Origin of the sequence: Deferrivibrio essentukiensis, assembly GCF_020480685.1 — a bacterium.
GTDB classification, from domain to species: domain Bacteria; phylum Chrysiogenota; class Deferribacteres; order Deferribacterales; family Deferrivibrionaceae; genus Deferrivibrio; species Deferrivibrio essentukiensis.
The window spans coordinates 26,688-43,650 of record NZ_JAJAFU010000008.1; the positions used below are offsets into that span (position 1 = coordinate 26,688).

Sequence of the window (16,963 nt, forward strand, 5' to 3'; positions counted from 1 at the left end):
AGGCAACTTATTTAAATTTAAATTTATATACATACACAACCTTTTTAAAATTATCCAATATACATAAAAAATTATTATACACCTTTAACCTATATGGTGATTTTAACCTCAATATTTTATCATTTTCTCCCAAAACACCTAAAAACTTTCCACTATTCTTATCAAATATCTGGATAACTCCCATAATGCTGTCTGTAACAAAAAGATTTTGCCCTTGTATTTCAATACCTTTTGGACGATAAAGTTGACCTTTTTTTATGCCCCACTCTCCAATTGTATCTACATATTTTAAACTTGTGTTAAACTTCTGCACCCTCGTATTTATTACCTCTGAAACATAAATATCTCCTTTTTCATCCACTTTTATATCAAAAGGATATCTGAACTGATTTTTATTAAAACCAAACCCTTTTACCTGTTGGGTAAGCTTAAGATTTTTAAGTTTATACTTCATAACCTTTTGACCATCGTTATCAACTATAAACATAAAATCCTCATAAAATGCTATACCGGTCGGATCTTGAGCATCAATTTTTGCTGTTTTTAAATATTTCCAAGTAGAATCAAAAATAACTAAACTATTCTCATTTGCTGATAAAACATACCATTTTGAGTCAAAATACTTGAAGCTGATCAAAGAGTGAAAGTTGCCAATATTTTTTTTACCTTTCAAAGCACCATCATACAAATTATAAAAAAACACATTATTTTTGCTTGACTCCAAAATATATAATAAAGAATCAACTACCTCTATATCAGTAACAAACTCATCCTTATCAAAATGAATTTCATATTGTTTTTCGACATTCACAGTGTTTAAGGCAAAAGCCTTAAACACTGTAAAAAATATGAAAAATATATAGACTAAAACTCTCATTTAGTTTGACCCGGCATCAAAAAATTGGGGATATAAAATTCCTTGTACTTTTCAACCATACCTACCACTTCATTACTGAGAATCTGATTCACTCTTCTTTCTTTATAGCCGATTTCCAGTAACGGTAGATAACTTTGGCTTAAACTTGGCGCATGACACTCATCACACTTGACAGGATTTTTAGAAACGTTTTTGTGTATGATTTTTAACCCCTGACTCTTTTTATCAGGAGATAAGGTAGGTAGCATTTTTCTAAACTCATCAACAAAATTTCTTTTTGAATCTGAATCAAGTCTTTCAAACTTTCCGTCAACTTCCAATAAAGGGATTAATTTTTGAGGGATATTATTTAAAAAAACTGATATCTCAAAATTGTCTACCTCTTTACCGGTAGTTTTATTGTACCAAATAAACTTTTTGTTATCCACTCTGACATGACAAGTCTCGCAGGCAAAAAAATCACTGTGCATATTTAAGAATGCCCTTATTGCCTTATTCTTGTCATGAGGTATATCCCCATGGCATTTTATACATATATTTATGGAATCGTGCATTACCGGATCACCTATATGATGAAAATGTTTTTCGATATCTTCTTGTTTAATAACCTTATAGCCTAAGTTATAAGTAACCTCTTTTTTATCTTTCATCATTTCTTTAAATAACTTTTCCTCTTCAGAAATAGCCATATTTTCCACTTCTTCGCCATGCTGATGCCATATATGCATAACTAAAATGTACACTAAATAGGATGACCACACTAAAAGCACTATACCTATTACAGCATATATTCTTTTCAAGAAACTACTACTATGCCTGCTCATCTTTTTTCTCCTCATTCTCAAAATTCTCATCAATTATATCTTCAAAACAGTGTAAAAGATGTTCTTGCATCTCCTTTTTCTTATTTGCCTTATATTCGTCCATATCAAAAAACAGGCTCTTATCCTTTTCTACCAAACAGTTAATTCTCTTCCACTCGAGATAGTATTCATGCTTCATAATCTCTTCAGGCAAATAACCCGTAAGAAACAGTGGCGACATCGGAAATTTATCATAGTTAACATGGGCATTGTACATATGCCATATAAGGATTACTGCAGCTGCAAGCAATGCTTCATCAGAATGAGCTATAAAGCTTATATTAACAAACCAACCCGGGAAAAACATTGTTGAATATGATTCAAACCACAAGATTGCACCGGTTAAGCCTAAAACAGGAATACCCCAAAACACCGCCCAATAATCAAACTTTTCTCTCCAATGGAATCTTTCATGTTTTGGTTTTTCGTCTGTAATAAAAAATACATATTTTAAAAAATCAGCCACATCTTTAATATCTTTTACTCGCGGAAACATGGGTGAATAGTAAATAAACTTAAGAAGGCCTTTTAAAGAAAATTTTTTCAGCCTTATTGAAGGAGCTATATAGTAAACATAGAGATTCTTAAACAAATAATACCAATGGTAAAAAAATAATCCAACCATTGTAACGCCACAAATTCTATGAATAACAGTAGTGACTTTTAACCCTCCCAAACTGTTTATTAAAGTTTTAGCCCAAGGATAGTAATGAAATTTAAGAGGAAAACCTGTTAAAACTAATAGAATAAATGTACTCATCAAGATAAAATGTTGATACCTTTGAGCAGGTGTCATCTTTAAATAATATTTTTTACCTCTTTGAACTTTTATTAAGGGTAACTTCCTCATGTCTATTTCCTCCTCTTAAATTTTCTCAAACTAAAATTAGGAAAAATTTCTCTTATCAATTCTAAAATAAGAACTACTATAAGTGGAAAAAATGCACCTAACGTAAGTCCTGTAAAACCCAATGCTGTATAATATTCCGGTTTGTATAAATTTTTATCTATTACAACGTGCATTCTGATATCTTCAATACCATCTGCAGCATTAGGGTGGCATGTCTTGCGACTACACACTTTTTTTCTATTATCTTTATTAATTGAACTTTCCGGGTCTTCGTAACTTTTTATCGCATGAGCAGATTCATTTTCCCTGACATGACAATCTACACAATCCGGCGCACCCTCAAGGCCAAACGTAATAGCTTTGCCATGGAATGTATCTTTGTAAGTTGATACTGCATTTTTTAACTTATGTCTTTTTACCATTTCAGGTTTAGAATGGCATCTTTCGCACATCCTTACGATTTCTGAGCTGTCTTTGCTCGTATGTAGTCGATGACTAACATGATTATAAAAATACTTTATAAATTTTTCTTCTTTATGGCACAAATTACATCTGGCAAGAGCTTTTGGGCTTTGCCCTTCTTCAGTAATATTCTTAAATAGTTGTATCGGTTTAAACAACGGATTGTTATGACAATCTATACATTCAGGAAAATCATCAGCTTTTGAAAAATTAGCATATTTGTTTTCTGGTGAATGGATACTGCTTTTTATCACTTCCGCTACACTTTTGTGTGAAAACCTTTTTTCACTCGTTGGCTCTACTATATGGCATTCGTTAAGACAGTTTACTTTAGTATTCTCTTCATGGGGTATCTTTGTAATCTGACTATGACACTCTTTACATTTTATTTTGCCATGAACAGATGAGTGAAAGAGATTGTCATTGACGTAGTAAAGCCTTGTCTTGCCTGTTTCGTCAATCCTTGAAAGGGTTCGATACTTGTGACAAAGAAGACAATTTTCATCATCGGCACAATTACCAAACGAAGAAAAAAACAGAACTAATACAATACATAAGAACAGTTTTGCAATTACCCTCATATACACCTCCATTTATTTAACCTTTATTATGACATACATTACAAAGCTCATAGCCTTCTGGTAGTCTAGTCCTGTGCTTATACTTATTCTTTGCCTGCCCCTTTATTAGCTCAAACTGATGGGGTAAATGACAAGTTACGCACAAAATTTGATTATTTTTACCCAATGGAAATACCAACCCTCTTTTTTGCTCATATGACTTAATATTATTTAAAATAGTTGAACTTGGTGTTACAGTATGTAGGATTCCCGTAGGGTGTGCCTCACGAATTTGATGACAACCATCACAAATCTTGTTGGGTTCACCTTTTAATAGTATAGATTCTATACCTTTATCTTTTTTAATATCTGGCTTAACTGAATGACAAATTATGCAATTATTTTCATTTACGGTTCCATCTGGATTAATCTGAATATGCGGGTTATATTTTTTATACTCATCCGCATTGTGACAGTTAAAACAAAATTCAGTAATATGTGAGAATGGCCTTCTCAAGTACTTAAAATTATTTTTATCCAGACAATTAAACAAATGACAAGTTAAGCAAGTAACTTTACCATCATTTAATGGAAAATCCCTCGGTATTCTTACTTCCTTGGTTTCAACATATTTAAAGTTTGTACTGTGGGCTTCAACACTTACGTCCCCTTCCGAATGACATTTTTCACAAAGCATTGTATCATTGTCAAACCGCAACATTTTCTCTCTTCTGACATGGCATACAGCACATATATTTTTTTCATGTGGATTTTTCTTATTAATGAAAAAAGATTGAACATAGTTTTCGGATAAATATTTATAATTATTTGAATCCGCCTTATGGCATAAAATACAATCTTTTTCACACAACCTGCTTATGTTTGCGATATTATGGCATGTACTACAATTTTCAGTATCGCTTAATCTATCCGAGTAAGCAAATACCAACACATATGAGAAACAAAAAATAATTGCAATTAAAAACACACTTTTTTTACACATAATAAAAATCTATTAACAAAAATCATGCCATATTTGTAATATATTATTAAAATTTGTAAAAATAATTCACACTTATTTACTATAGATTAATAACTTTTCTCTTTTTCATTCAATATTTTATATATTTCAATAAACCATTATTTAACTTATAATAACTTTAACTAAGTAATCACTTATAATTTAACTAAACAATTATATTAAACCTGTTATTGTAAAATCATATGGAATATTAGCAAAATTTATTTTATAATTTTCATATGAATAAATTCTCTTGTGCAATTTTAGCCGGCGGGCAAAGTAGAAGATTTGGAAGAGATAAAACAGTTGCAGAAATCAACAATAAAAGTCTGACTGAAATCCTTGCCAGTAAGCTTTGTAAAATCAGCGATGATGTGATGGTAATTTCGAAGGACAGCTCAAAATTTATTTTTTCCCTTAATCAAGTAAGATTTTTAAACGATTTTACCGACAGTCAATCCCCTCTGGTTGGAATTATTACTGCACTGCAAAATGCAAAACATGACAAAGTTTTCATTGTTTCGGCGGACACACCTTTCCTTTCTTTGGAATTAGTAAGTTTTTTGTATAAATTTGCAGACGAATATGACAGCGTGCTGACCCAAATTAATGGCAAAATAAACACACTTTGTGGTTTTTATAGGAAAAAAATTTTGCAAACTTTGCTTAATTTCTTTAATGAAAACAACTACAGACTAATAGATATTTACACACATATAAACACTAAATTTATAAGTGACGTCAACGAAATAAAAAAGTATGATTCAGAGCTATTGAGCTTTATAAACATAAACACTCCAGAGGATTACGAATATGCAAAAAAAGTTGCCAAAAAGTTTGGTATCGGAATATAAAGTAAAAATTTATTCTGAAAACAATGTCGAAAATAGCACACGCTACATTATTAAAGAATATAAATACAACATATTGGTAAATGGGAAGAAATTCACATCAGCCATGCTGTTGCCAGATAAAATCAAAGAATTTACATACGGATTTCTTTTTACCTCCGATATCATACAAAAAAGTAGCGATATTGTCCACTTTAGGACATGCGAACAAAACAATATCTATACCTATCTCGAAGATATGTATTTTGACGTAAGCACAAAAAAGGAATGGACGGTAACTTCAGGCTGCGGTGGCGGGAAAATATTGGAGAAAACTTACTCATCCAGCGACAAAATAATATTTGACACTAAATTTGCTTTTGATGAGATAATAACATTATTCACAAGATTGGAAAGTGAGTCTGAGCTTCATACACATACAAGGTGCGTTCACAAGGCCTACTTTAAGTCTGTCGACGGATTTGTATTTACCTGTGAAGACATAGGGAGACATAATACTATCGACAAAACCATAGGTGCTATTTTGCTTAACAATGCTTCTTTTGACGGAATTATGCTCTCCACAGGGAGGCTCACCTCAGAAATGATTTTAAAGTGTGCCAAAGCTAAAATCCCGGTAGTAGTGTCAAGGACTGCACCGAGTGAGGAAGGGATAAAAATTGCCAAAAAATCTAACATGACATTGATTGGATTAACTTCCAAAAAAGGGTTTACACTATTTACAGGAGAAGAAAGAATAATATGAATATCTTTTGATACTATCTTCTGGCTTTACCACTTATATCATCTATACTAAGTCTAAATACCCTTGTTTTATCTATTAATTTTTCAATATAATCAATCCCACTTTCCAAAAAATCTAATGAATACTTTTTAACTAAGCCTACCAAGGCATTTTTCTTTTCTGCTCCGCAGACCTCATTAATCTTGCCAAACACTATTACACTTTCATAAAAGGTAGCAAATTTATCAGGTAAAATTTTTGCACTTTTAACCACGCAAAACGAAGCATTTGGATTTTTAGCAATATACTCAATCTTTTTCCCCTCTACTGCACAATGAAAATATATATTATTCTCTATGACACAATAATTAAGAGGAATGCCGTAAGGATTATTTTCACAACATAATGACAATACCCCATACTCTCCGTCAGATAAAAATTTTAACGCTTCGTCCGTGCCCACCTTTCTATCTACCCTTCTCATCATAAAACTCCAATACTTTTTCATAAAAATTATCAATTTGCTTGCAAGGTGTAGCCCAAGAAGTAACAAGCCTCACCACCGAACAATCTCTGTCTATATTTTCCCACACATAAAAGTCAAAAAATCTCAACAAATGTTCAATTAAATCATTTGAAAATATTGGAAAAATCTGGTTAGTCTGAGGTTTGTACCTAAAAGTAACCCCCAAACTTTTCAATTTATCAGCCAAGCTGATGGCATTTTCCACTGCAATTTTACCAAGCTCAAAAAATAAATTATCCCTAAAAAGTTCCAAAAACTGCACCCCCAAAAGCCTTCCCTTTGCAAGCAATGCACCGCTTTGCTTTATATAATATCTAAAATTTTCTTTAAATTTATCATTATTGATAATTAATGCTTCACCAATAAGACAGCCGTTTTTTGTCCCGCCAATATAATAAGCATCAAAAAAATTGTGAATCTCAGCTAGAGAATAATCGCAATCAGGGGACGACAAAGCCTGTGCAAGCCTGGCACCGTCCATATATAAGAGGAGATCATTAGCTTTGCAATATTCACTCAAATTTTTTAACTCACCATAGCTGTATATTGTGCCACATTCAGTCGCATTTGAAATATACACAAGCTTAGGTTTGACCATATGCTCATCCGTATGTGCTTTAACAATATTGCCTATATACTCGGGGGTCAATTTTTCACTATCAGAGTTAACAATATTTATTTTATGCCCTGTAGCCTCAATTGCTCCCGTCTCATGAACATTAATATGCCCTGTTTTGGCAGAAACAGCTGATTCATAAGGTTTTAAAAAGCTACCTATCACAAGTTTATTTACCAAAGTCCCGCCGGTAAGGAAGTGTATATCGCAATCAGAAATGTCTAACTTCTCCCTTATTGCTACTTTTGCAGCTTCACAAAAGTCATCCTTTCCATAGCCATCGCACTGCAGAAAATTGGTAGATGCAAGTGCATCTAATATCTTTTTGTGCGCACCTTCACTGTAATCATTTTTAAAACTATATTTTTTATTCATAACTATAACCTTAAAACAAATCCATAATCTTCTCAACTTAAAAAATATATTTTCAATTTTATTAACTTGTTGAATATTTTATAATTTTATTATATATTCCAAACCGTTCAAGGAGAATAGAATAATGTTAAAAAAACCTGAAATTATAGTCGCACTTGACACTAAAAGTTTGGATTCCGCCCAAAGTTTGGTAAAAATTTTAGGAGAGAAAATAAGTTATTACAAAGTAGGTCTTGAGTCATTCGTTTTGTTTGGCCATACCCTAATAGATTTTCTCAAAAAAAACGAGAAAAAAGTGTTTTTAGATTTGAAATTTCACGACATTCCAAATACTGTAGCCGGAGCTGTAACTTCTGCAGCAGAAATTGGAGTAGATATAATTAATATCCACTGTCAGGGTGGACTTGAAATGATGAAAAAGGCATCATTTGGTTTAAAAGAATATTGTATAAAAAAAGGGATTGTACAACCGAAACTCATAGGGGTAACACTTCTTACATCTCTTGACAGCAAGTACTTTGAAGAGATGAAATTAAATTGGAATTCTACGGAAGAATATGTCAAACATCTTGCATATAATGCTTTTAAAGCAGGGCTTGACGGAGTAGTTTCTTCAGCTCAAGAAGTAAAAGCCGTAAAAGATATATGCGGAACAGACTTTCTTACAATTACCCCGGGGATAAGACCATCATTTGCGGCTGACAATGATCAGAAAAGAATCGTCACGCCGAAAGATGCTTATCTTTTGCAAACAGATTATATGGTAATAGGAAGACCTATAACAAAGCATGAAAATCCGGCATTAGCCGTAGATTTGATAAAGGAGGAGATGAAATGACATTGGAGCAAGTACTTGAAATTTATAAAAGGCATGGTGCACTTTTAAAAGGGCATTTTTTACTTTCGTCAGGACTTCACAGTGACACTTATCTTCAAAGTGCACTTGTAATGCAATATCCTATAATAGCTGAACAGATTATCTCAGAGCTTGTCAAAAAGCTATATGATGTAAATTTTACTACTGTTGTAAGTCCAGCAATCGGAGGCATAAGATTCGGATATGAGCTCGCAAGGCTTTTGAAAAAAAGATCAATTTTTACGGAAAGAGTTGACGGTAAAATGACACTCAGAAGAGGGTTTTATCTTGATGAAAATGACTTGGTGCTTATAGCAGAAGATGTAGTAACTACAGGAAAATCAACAAAAGAGTGTATCGATGCCGTGCTTGCAACGGGAGCAAAGGTTATCGGTATTACAAGTCTTATTGACAGAAGCGGCGGTCAGGCAAAATTTGACTTCCCTTTTTATCCTCTTATTAGACTTGATGTAAAAACTTATACCCCTGAGGAGTGCCCACTCTGTAAAGAAAATATTGAACTGGTTAAACCCGGGAGCAGATTTATTAAACAATAAGACAAAAAAAAGTATAAAAAAACATATATACACAAAACTTTTGTTGCTTATTATTAATTCATTAATTATTATTAGTTATGAAGATACTTTATATTGAAGATGAAAAGAACAATATTTTTCTGGTAAAAAAAATATTAGAAAAATATAACGTTGAATTTATATCATGTGCCACAGGTGAAGAAGGGTTAACCTTATATAACACACATCACCCGGAAATAGTCCTGATTGACATAAACCTACCCGGACTTGGTGGCCATGAAATAGCAAGAATTATCAGAAAAAATGATAACAATACAAAACTTGTAGCTGTTTCAGCCTCTCATAGTCAAGACGATAGGATTATTGCCCAAGCAATAGGTTTTAATCTCTATATTGAAAAACCTATTGACCCAAATTTCTTTTATAAACAAATCACAGAAGCTGAATATGAAAAGCCGTTACAGGTTGAAACAAAAATAGTACTTGAAAAATATGCCGACAAGCTTATCGAATCTTTAAGACAGAAAGTTGATGAACTTACTGAGATGAACAGGCTCTTACTCGACTTTGATAAAGTAAAATCAAACTTTATCGCCATAGCCTCTCATGAGCTTAGAACTCCGCTTGTCCCTCTTATGGGCTATCTTGAACTTCTGATGGAAAAAGAAAAAGATAACCTGCCAAAACACATCGTCGAATATTTGGAACATATTAATAATTCCGCCGACAAACTAAACAAAACGGTAAACAAGATTTTAGATATGGCAAGACTTGAAAAAGGTGTCCTAAATTTAGATATCAAACCCACAACTATTATTGAAATTATTGATAAATCCGTCTCATACTGTCAACCATACGCAGAAAAAAGAGGGATAACTTTCAATATTAATATCAATAATAAATCACTAAACTGTGACTTTGACAAAACCACCTATATAGTCACACAGGTATTACTGAATGCCATCAAATTTTCCTTTGACAACTCAAAGATAGATATATATTTTGACTCTAATAAGAATACATTTGTAATAAAAGATTATGGTATCGGCATCGACGAAAAAGAACTTAAAGAGATATTTAAGCCCTTCTTTGCAGGAAGCGATGTCAAGCATCATCATTCCAGTGATTATGAATTTATGGGTAAAGGGATTGGCTTAGGTCTTGCAATAGCAAAGGGATTTGTTACTATACAAAAGGGAAAAATTTGGGTAGAAAGTAGTGGTAAAGACAAAGGTAGCACTTTTTATATACAATTACCGGGGTAAATAATGTATAAGGTTTTATACGTAGAAGATAATTTTGAAAACTACAAATTAGTTGATTTTATTTTGTCAAAGAAGGGGTTTCAGGTTTATAATGCTATTGACGGGATAGACGCAATTGATAAGGCAAAGCAGCTTTTGCCGGATATAATCATAATGGACATTAACCTCCCTAATCTTATGGGGTATGAAGCCGTTACAATGATTAAATCTGATGAATCTCTAAAGCATATCCCTATCGTAGCTCTTACGGCCGCTTACAGCGATGAGTATAAAGAGCTGTCAATGTCTGCCGGGTGTTGCGAGTATTTTACAAAACCGATAGACCCTATATCATTTGCGGATAATCTGAAAGATATAATAGAAAACACTACTCTTGTTTTAAATGATGATAAAAGCATAAACCAGATTTCTAGAGAAATTTCTAAATCACTGGAAGAAAAGGCAAGAAAAATATTAAAGCTAAACAAAGAGTTGGCAAAGTATGAAAGTAAAATAGAAAAAATCCTTTCCAACATATCCGAAATTATTTTCCTTCTCGATAACAACTTTAAAATTAAATTTTATAACAATTCTGCTCTCAACAACAAAAATTTTGTTGCACAATACGATGAAAGCAAAACTTTCTTTGATATTTTCGATATCGGGACGGAAGACTTGTCCAAAATAAAAGAAACATTGGAACACAAAAAAAGCATTGCTAACCTGCAAGTTATTTTAAAAAATTATAATCAGTTTGACCTGTTTTTATGTAACCTGACACATATGGAAGATGAAATAATAGCCACATTAAGATCTATTTCAAGTGAGAATGAAATAAAAGATAAAATCGTGCATCTTGAGAAATTGGCATCAATCGGCCAAGTCACCGCCGGTGTAATACATGAAATAAATAACCCGCTGACAGCACTTAAAACTTATTTTCAGATATTAAAATTAAAATATCTAAACAATATTGATGGTGAAGATTTAATAGGTATTACATCAAAAATTGAACATGGATTTGACAAGATTGAAAACCTAAGTAAAACACTCCTTAGCTTTGCAAGACCATCTACAGAGAAAAAATATCCTTTGAACATAAATGGCATCATAAAAGATGTTATAGAATTTGGTGAGTATGAATTAAAAAGAGGGCAGATAAATATAGTTTTGGATTTAGATGAAAATATTTCCTATACCATGGGGATTAAATCTCAACTTGAACAAGCCATATTAAACATCCTGATAAATGCACATCAAGCATTAAAAAATACTAACAACCCTGAAATAAAAGTTAAGACTTATGAAGAAGATAATAAAATTTATCTTTCTATATCAAATAATGGGCCAAAAATCCCAGATGATTTGAAAGAAAAGATTTTTGAACCTTTTTTTAGTACTAAAGGTGATGGTGAAGGTACTGGACTGGGTCTTGCTATCGTAAGGCAAATTATGAATAAACATGGTGCAGGGGTAGAAGTTTTTTCCGATGATAACTGCACTGAGTTTTTGATGAAATTTGATAAGGTACAAAAATAGAGATGGAAAAGATAAAAGATATTTCTACTTATTTGACAATAAACACAAAAATACTTGTCAATGTATTATCCGGAAATTACAGAGGAATATACGATTCAAGGATTGAGGATATTCACAACGACAAGATGAAAATAACTATCCCCTCTCAAAAAGGGATACCATTCCCATTAAGCCCAGGGTCTAAATTAGAAGTCAGCTTTATTACCCCAATGGGAAGATTCTCATTTAACAGCGAAGTTATCGGGAGAACAAGGGAAAATATTCCTCTTTTGGAAATAGTATATCCTGAATTTTTAAGACGTCAGGAATTGAGAAGATTTTTTAGAGTGGAAGCAAGGTTAAAAATAAAATTTAGGACTATTGATTATATTGAAAAAGATGGTGCCCCTGAAATGATAAAAAAGGAGTACGACGGTATCATAAAAGATATTTCAGGAGGCGGCATAAGACTTACCAGCGACATCCAACTTGAACAAGGTCAGGCAATTGAACTTGATATGTCAGAAGCAATAGGCACTAAGTTTGATATAATTGCCAGAGTTGTCCACATATACAATAATGATGACAAATCGGAAGTGGGGGTCGAGTTTATCACAATCAAGGAAACAGACAGAGATAAAATTATCAAGTATGTTTTTCAAAGACAGATTGAGTTAAAAAGAATGTCAAAATAAAGAGGTGCTTTATGTCAATTTACAAAGAAAGGGATGGAAAAATAGAGCTAATTTTTCCTATTAACGATTTGGACACGCTTACTGGAGAAGAGATAGCACGATATTTGACAGAAATAGTCAATGAAATTGACGGTGTAATTATAAATTTTTCAAGAGTAAACTACCTAAACAGCAGTGGACTCAGGGAGCTTATACAAATATTAAAATATCTTAAAGATCACAATATAAAGCTTGCACTCACCAGGCTGAGTGACAACATCGCAAAAATATTTAATAATACGAATCTTCATAAACTTTTTGAAATATTTGACACCGATGACGAAGCTAAAAGAAGTCTTCTCCAGTAACACGTTAATTGAGGCAGTATTAAAGTATATCGAAAACCAATACGGGCTTAAAATAAATGAACTGAATACGGACAAAGTTTTCGATTTAATTTACAAAAACCACATATCTGACTTAGGGTTTGACGAAGAGGTCTTAGAGGTTGTAGACAGGCAAATAAGCGATTTTTTATTTAACAATGAGTCTTACTTCTTCAGATACCCTGCTCAATTGGAATTAATTTTAAACCACTGTAAAAACAATCTTGCTCCGACAATAGTTTCTTTCGGTTGTTCAAACGGTCAGGAGGCATATTCAATTTCAATGTACTTAAAAGAAAGCGGTTTAAACCCAACAATAGTTGGCGTCGACATTGATGAACAAGCGGTCGAAAATGCCAAAACAGGAATCTATTCCCCTTACTCTTTGCAAAAACTTCCTGAAAAATTTGCAAAATATTTCAGCACCTTAGATAACAAAAAATTTATACTTGCCAATGAAATTAAAAATAACGTTAACTTTTACAAATTAAATATTCTGAAAGATGATATTGGCAAAATACTCCCGGACCAAAAAGCAGATATTGTTCTTATGAACAATATTCTTATTTACATGAATAAGAAGACTATAGACTATGTAATAGAAAAGATTGCTAACATACTAAAGCCAGATGGAATTCTTCTGACAACCGAAGAAGGATATTCCATTAAAACATTTCAAAACTTTTTAAAAAGCGATAAAACAAACAATTGTAAATTTTACACCAAACCAAACTTGGAAGAGATAGCACCAATGGAATACCGTGAGCTGTTTGAAATTAAGATTGATAAAGAGAATACGGAATTTGATTATGAATCATTAAAAATAAAACAAGAAGAAACAACCATAGAAGATGCTAAGCGATACTTTAATAAAAATAACTTTTTGAATGCCATAGCTATCAGCTACAACATATTGAAAAATGATCCATTAAATGATGAAGCACTTATTATTATTTCAGAAAGTTTTTATAAATTGGGATTTAACAGTGAAGCTAAAAAATGGCTTAAGACTTACCTCATCATCAACTCGAATAAAGAGGAAAAAATTGAGCGATATCTTAACCTTTGTTTGAAAACCAAAGATTTTTTTGAATATATAAGAATATTAAAGAAAAAAATAGCCCTCTTAAATAAAAAAGATGATATAATTAGATTAAGAGAAATTTTAAATAAAGTAGGGCTAAATGCTGAAGAATTGCATTATAATATGTAAAAAGAGTGAAAATAAACTATTCAAGACATTGTGCCCTGACAGTGTGATAAAAAATTCCCTTTTAACTGCTTTTAGATACGTCTTTAATAATTCTGGCATAATTGTTGTGGTTACTGAAGGATTTGTTCAGGTAAATAGCTTGGTTTTGCCACCTCTCATAAGACTCAGTAAGCTAAAAAATATCCCACCATTAATTATGGTTTCTGAAAAAAATTATACCTATTCTGATATTATAGTGACAAATATTAATAACCTGAAAGAAACTATTTTCCACATGGGAACTTTTTTAAATAATTATGATCCAATAATTAGCTCCAATATATTTAACGACTTCCTGATGCTTAACTCTTTTGAAATGTTAAATCAAATTTTAAGAGAAAAACAGACAGACAAAAGTAATATTTATAAAAAATGTACTGAACTGATGGAGATAGCGTTACTACCGGCTGGTCTTGCAATTGGCGAAACAATAAATAATGAAACAACACTGTTTATTTCCCAAAACTCTTTCGTAGATATCCAAACTTTCAAAAATATATTAAGTTCTAATAAAATACCCACGGAAAACCTGACAATACAAAATAACGAAAAATCAAAGGCGCATGAATATACAAAAATATATTTGAAAGATACGCAAACATATTTCATAAAAAAGAATGATCTTTTTTTAGTAACTATTTTCAGCAAAGAGCAGATAAAAGACGAAACATATATGACAAACCTTTTGAACAAACTTTTCGAAAAAATAGAGGAAGTGATACACATAAGCAGTACAACTATCAGAGAACACCGCATATCAATTACCGACTATCTGACAGGGATATATAACAGACGATTCTTCGATGAAATTTTAAATAAAGAGTTAATACTTTCAAAAAGGAAAAAGATGCCCCTTTCGTTATTGCTCTTTGATATAGATTTTTTTAAACGTATTAATGATTCATATGGTCATACGATTGGTGACGGGGTTTTGACCTCCCTTTGTAAATTGGTAGCAAAGCTCTTAAGAAAGTCGGATATTTTTGCTCGAATCGGTGGAGAAGAATTTGCTATTTTACTCCCGGATACCGACGAAAAAGGGGGATATTACTTAGCTGAAAAAATTAGAGCTACTGTGGAAAACGAAACTTTTATAATTGATAAATACAAAATAAAATTTACTATTTCCATTGGACTTTTAACTGGAATTAATGTAGATAAACTTGACTATAATACAATATATAAACTAACTGATGATGCACTTTATGAAGCTAAAAAAAGAGGAAGAAATAGAACAATTAACAGAGTTTTCTGACATAACCCTTGATAACCTTTCCAAACAAGAGCTTACAGTTTTTTTTACATCAATAGGTGAGAAAAAATTTAGAGCTGAACAGGTTTATAAATGGTTATACTCTAAATATTCGGATGATTTTGAAAGTATGACCGATTTGTCTAAAACGCTACGAGAAAAACTTAAAGCTCACACAAAGCTCACAAAGCTTGAAGTCGCACAAATTACTCGTTCAAAAATTGACGGAAGTATGAAAATTCTAATAAAATTGTCTGACAATAATTACATTGAATCAGTCATTTTAAAAGATTCTGAAAGACTTACCGGTTGTATATCATCTCAAATAGGGTGTCGTATGGGGTGTAAATTTTGCAATACGGCTAAAATCGGGCTAATTAGAAATCTCACGTCAGGAGAAATAGTAAGGCAAATACAGCTTATAAATAAAATCTCTTTGGATGAATTTGGCAAAAAGGTATCAAACCTTGTCTTTATGGGCATGGGAGAGCCACTTGACAATATGGATAATCTTATAAAAGCACTTGATATAATCCTTGATGAAAACGGATTAGGATATTCTCATAGAAAAATCACAGTATCAACTTCAGGAGTAAGCAACAAAATTATTAATCTATTTGAATTAAAGAATGCACCAAATATTGCTATTTCCCTTAACGCCACAACAGATGAAACAAGAAACAGGATTATGCCGGTAAATAACAAATACCCGATAAAAACACTGTTAACCGACATAAAAAAACTCCCCCTTCAAAAACGAAAAAGAATCACTTTTGAATATGTCATGCTTAAAGGGATTAATGACAGCATCGATGATGCTAAAAGATTAATCAAGCTGTTAAAAGGTATCCCTTCAAAAGTTAACCTAATTTCATACAATATAACCAAAGATTCTGAATTTCAAAAAATATCATATGAACATATTTTAAGATTTCAAAAAGTTTTGACAGATGCAGGTATTTGTGCTCTCATAAGAAAAAGTCTCGGAGAGGACATTGATGGAGCCTGCGGGCAACTTTATGCAAAATATTTAAAACAAGGAGGCTGTGATGTCAATTAAACTTCAAAAGGAAGACAAAGCTCCAAATTTCGAACTTGAAGCAAATGATGGTAATGTTTATTCCCTTAACAGTTTTTCAGATAAAATATTAATTCTTTATTTCTACCCTAAAGACAATACTTCAGGTTGTACAACTGAAGCAATTGAATTTACTGCAAAAAAAAACGAATTTGAAAATTTAAACGCTGAGATTGTTGGTGTAAGCCCTGACTCGGTGAAATCTCATTGTAATTTTATTAACAAACACAACCTCGGAATTCTCCTTTTGAGCGACCCTGATAAAAAAGTTGCTGAGGCTTACGGTGCATTTGGTGAAAAAAAGATGTATGGTAAAGTTACAAAAGGGATTATAAGATCTACCTTTGTAATAAAAAATGGTATTGTTATAAATGCATACTATAACGTAAAAGCTAAAGGGCATGCAGAAAAAGTTTTAAACGATTTAAAAGGGTTTAAATAG

The 16,963-nt window shown here is 32.1% G+C and carries 19 protein-coding genes; 12 read left to right on the forward strand and 7 right to left on the reverse strand.

What is annotated here, in order from left to right:
- Positions 1-7: 7 nt before the first annotated feature.
- From LF845_RS05560 to LF845_RS05580, 5 genes are all read right to left on the reverse strand, one after another.
- Positions 8-811, reverse strand: a complete 804-nt coding sequence (locus tag LF845_RS05560) for an NHL repeat-containing protein (RefSeq protein WP_242820013.1) — start codon at positions 809-811, stop codon at positions 8-10.
- A gap of 62 nt (positions 812-873) precedes the next feature.
- On the reverse strand, positions 874-1,701 hold the full coding sequence (locus tag LF845_RS05565) for a cytochrome C (protein WP_242820014.1): 828 nt from the start codon (positions 1,699-1,701) through the stop codon (positions 874-876).
- Positions 1,688-2,590, reverse strand: a complete 903-nt coding sequence (locus tag LF845_RS05570) for a formate dehydrogenase subunit gamma (RefSeq protein ID WP_242820015.1) — start codon at positions 2,588-2,590, stop codon at positions 1,688-1,690. Before LF845_RS05570 ends, LF845_RS05565 begins: the two co-directional genes overlap by 14 nt.
- Positions 2,591-2,592: 2 nt before the next feature.
- Positions 2,593-3,633: a cytochrome C gene (locus LF845_RS05575; RefSeq protein WP_242820016.1), complete on the reverse strand. Its 1,041-nt coding sequence runs from the start codon at positions 3,631-3,633 to the stop codon at positions 2,593-2,595.
- Between the two features lie 16 nt (positions 3,634-3,649).
- On the reverse strand, positions 3,650-4,561 hold the full coding sequence (locus LF845_RS05580) for a hypothetical protein (protein ID WP_242820017.1): 912 nt from the start codon (positions 4,559-4,561) through the stop codon (positions 3,650-3,652).
- A gap of 311 nt (positions 4,562-4,872) precedes the next feature.
- Between LF845_RS05580 and LF845_RS05585 the strand changes: the two genes are divergently transcribed.
- Complete coding sequence (locus LF845_RS05585) at positions 4,873-5,487, forward strand: molybdenum cofactor guanylyltransferase (RefSeq protein WP_242820018.1); 615 nt, start codon at positions 4,873-4,875, stop codon at positions 5,485-5,487.
- Positions 5,447-6,229, forward strand: coding sequence for a formate dehydrogenase accessory sulfurtransferase FdhD (gene fdhD, locus LF845_RS05590; RefSeq protein ID WP_242820019.1), 783 nt, complete (start codon positions 5,447-5,449; stop codon positions 6,227-6,229). Before LF845_RS05585 ends, fdhD begins: the two co-directional genes overlap by 41 nt.
- Positions 6,230-6,242: 13 nt before the next feature.
- Here fdhD and LF845_RS05595 read toward each other — a convergent pair whose 3' ends face one another.
- The gene (locus LF845_RS05595; RefSeq protein WP_242820020.1) at positions 6,243-6,692 is read right to left on the reverse strand and encodes a pyridoxamine 5'-phosphate oxidase family protein; all 450 of its coding nucleotides are present in this window, start codon (positions 6,690-6,692) and stop codon (positions 6,243-6,245) included.
- On the reverse strand, positions 6,676-7,725 hold the full coding sequence (locus LF845_RS05600; protein ID WP_242820021.1) for a threonine aldolase family protein: 1,050 nt from the start codon (positions 7,723-7,725) through the stop codon (positions 6,676-6,678). Before LF845_RS05600 ends, LF845_RS05595 begins: the two co-directional genes overlap by 17 nt.
- 124 nt (positions 7,726-7,849) lie before the next feature.
- On the opposite strand from LF845_RS05600, the gene pyrF reads away from it, so the two are divergent.
- The 10 genes from pyrF to LF845_RS05650 all read left to right on the forward strand — a co-directional run bounded on the left by pyrF (position 7,850) and on the right by LF845_RS05650 (position 16,963).
- Positions 7,850-8,563, forward strand: a complete 714-nt coding sequence (pyrF, locus tag LF845_RS05605; RefSeq protein ID WP_242820022.1) for an orotidine-5'-phosphate decarboxylase — start codon at positions 7,850-7,852, stop codon at positions 8,561-8,563.
- On the forward strand, positions 8,560-9,138 hold the full coding sequence (gene pyrE / locus LF845_RS05610) for an orotate phosphoribosyltransferase (protein WP_242820023.1): 579 nt from the start codon (positions 8,560-8,562) through the stop codon (positions 9,136-9,138). The genes pyrF and pyrE overlap by 4 nt, the downstream gene beginning before the upstream one ends.
- Before the next feature lie 77 nt (positions 9,139-9,215).
- Positions 9,216-10,382, forward strand: coding sequence for an ATP-binding response regulator (locus tag LF845_RS05615; protein WP_242820024.1), 1,167 nt, complete (start codon positions 9,216-9,218; stop codon positions 10,380-10,382).
- A gap of 3 nt (positions 10,383-10,385) precedes the next feature.
- A complete protein-coding gene (locus LF845_RS05620) occupies positions 10,386-11,900 on the forward strand; it encodes a response regulator (protein WP_242820025.1) in 1,515 nt (504 codons plus the stop codon).
- A 2-nt stretch (positions 11,901-11,902) separates the two neighbouring features.
- Complete coding sequence (locus LF845_RS05625) at positions 11,903-12,574, forward strand: flagellar brake protein (RefSeq protein WP_242820026.1); 672 nt, start codon at positions 11,903-11,905, stop codon at positions 12,572-12,574.
- Between the two features lie 11 nt (positions 12,575-12,585).
- Positions 12,586-12,921: an STAS domain-containing protein gene (locus LF845_RS05630; protein ID WP_242820027.1), complete on the forward strand. Its 336-nt coding sequence runs from the start codon at positions 12,586-12,588 to the stop codon at positions 12,919-12,921.
- Positions 12,890-14,152, forward strand: coding sequence for a CheR family methyltransferase (locus LF845_RS05635; RefSeq protein ID WP_242820028.1), 1,263 nt, complete (start codon positions 12,890-12,892; stop codon positions 14,150-14,152). The genes LF845_RS05630 and LF845_RS05635 overlap by 32 nt, the downstream gene beginning before the upstream one ends.
- A complete protein-coding gene (locus LF845_RS05640; protein WP_242820029.1) occupies positions 14,124-15,446 on the forward strand; it encodes a GGDEF domain-containing protein in 1,323 nt (440 codons plus the stop codon). Before LF845_RS05635 ends, LF845_RS05640 begins: the two co-directional genes overlap by 29 nt.
- Positions 15,397-16,503: a dual-specificity RNA methyltransferase RlmN gene (rlmN, locus tag LF845_RS05645; protein WP_242820030.1), complete on the forward strand. Its 1,107-nt coding sequence runs from the start codon at positions 15,397-15,399 to the stop codon at positions 16,501-16,503. Before LF845_RS05640 ends, rlmN begins: the two co-directional genes overlap by 50 nt.
- On the forward strand, positions 16,493-16,963 hold the full coding sequence (locus tag LF845_RS05650) for a peroxiredoxin (RefSeq protein ID WP_242820031.1): 471 nt from the start codon (positions 16,493-16,495) through the stop codon (positions 16,961-16,963). The genes rlmN and LF845_RS05650 overlap by 11 nt, the downstream gene beginning before the upstream one ends.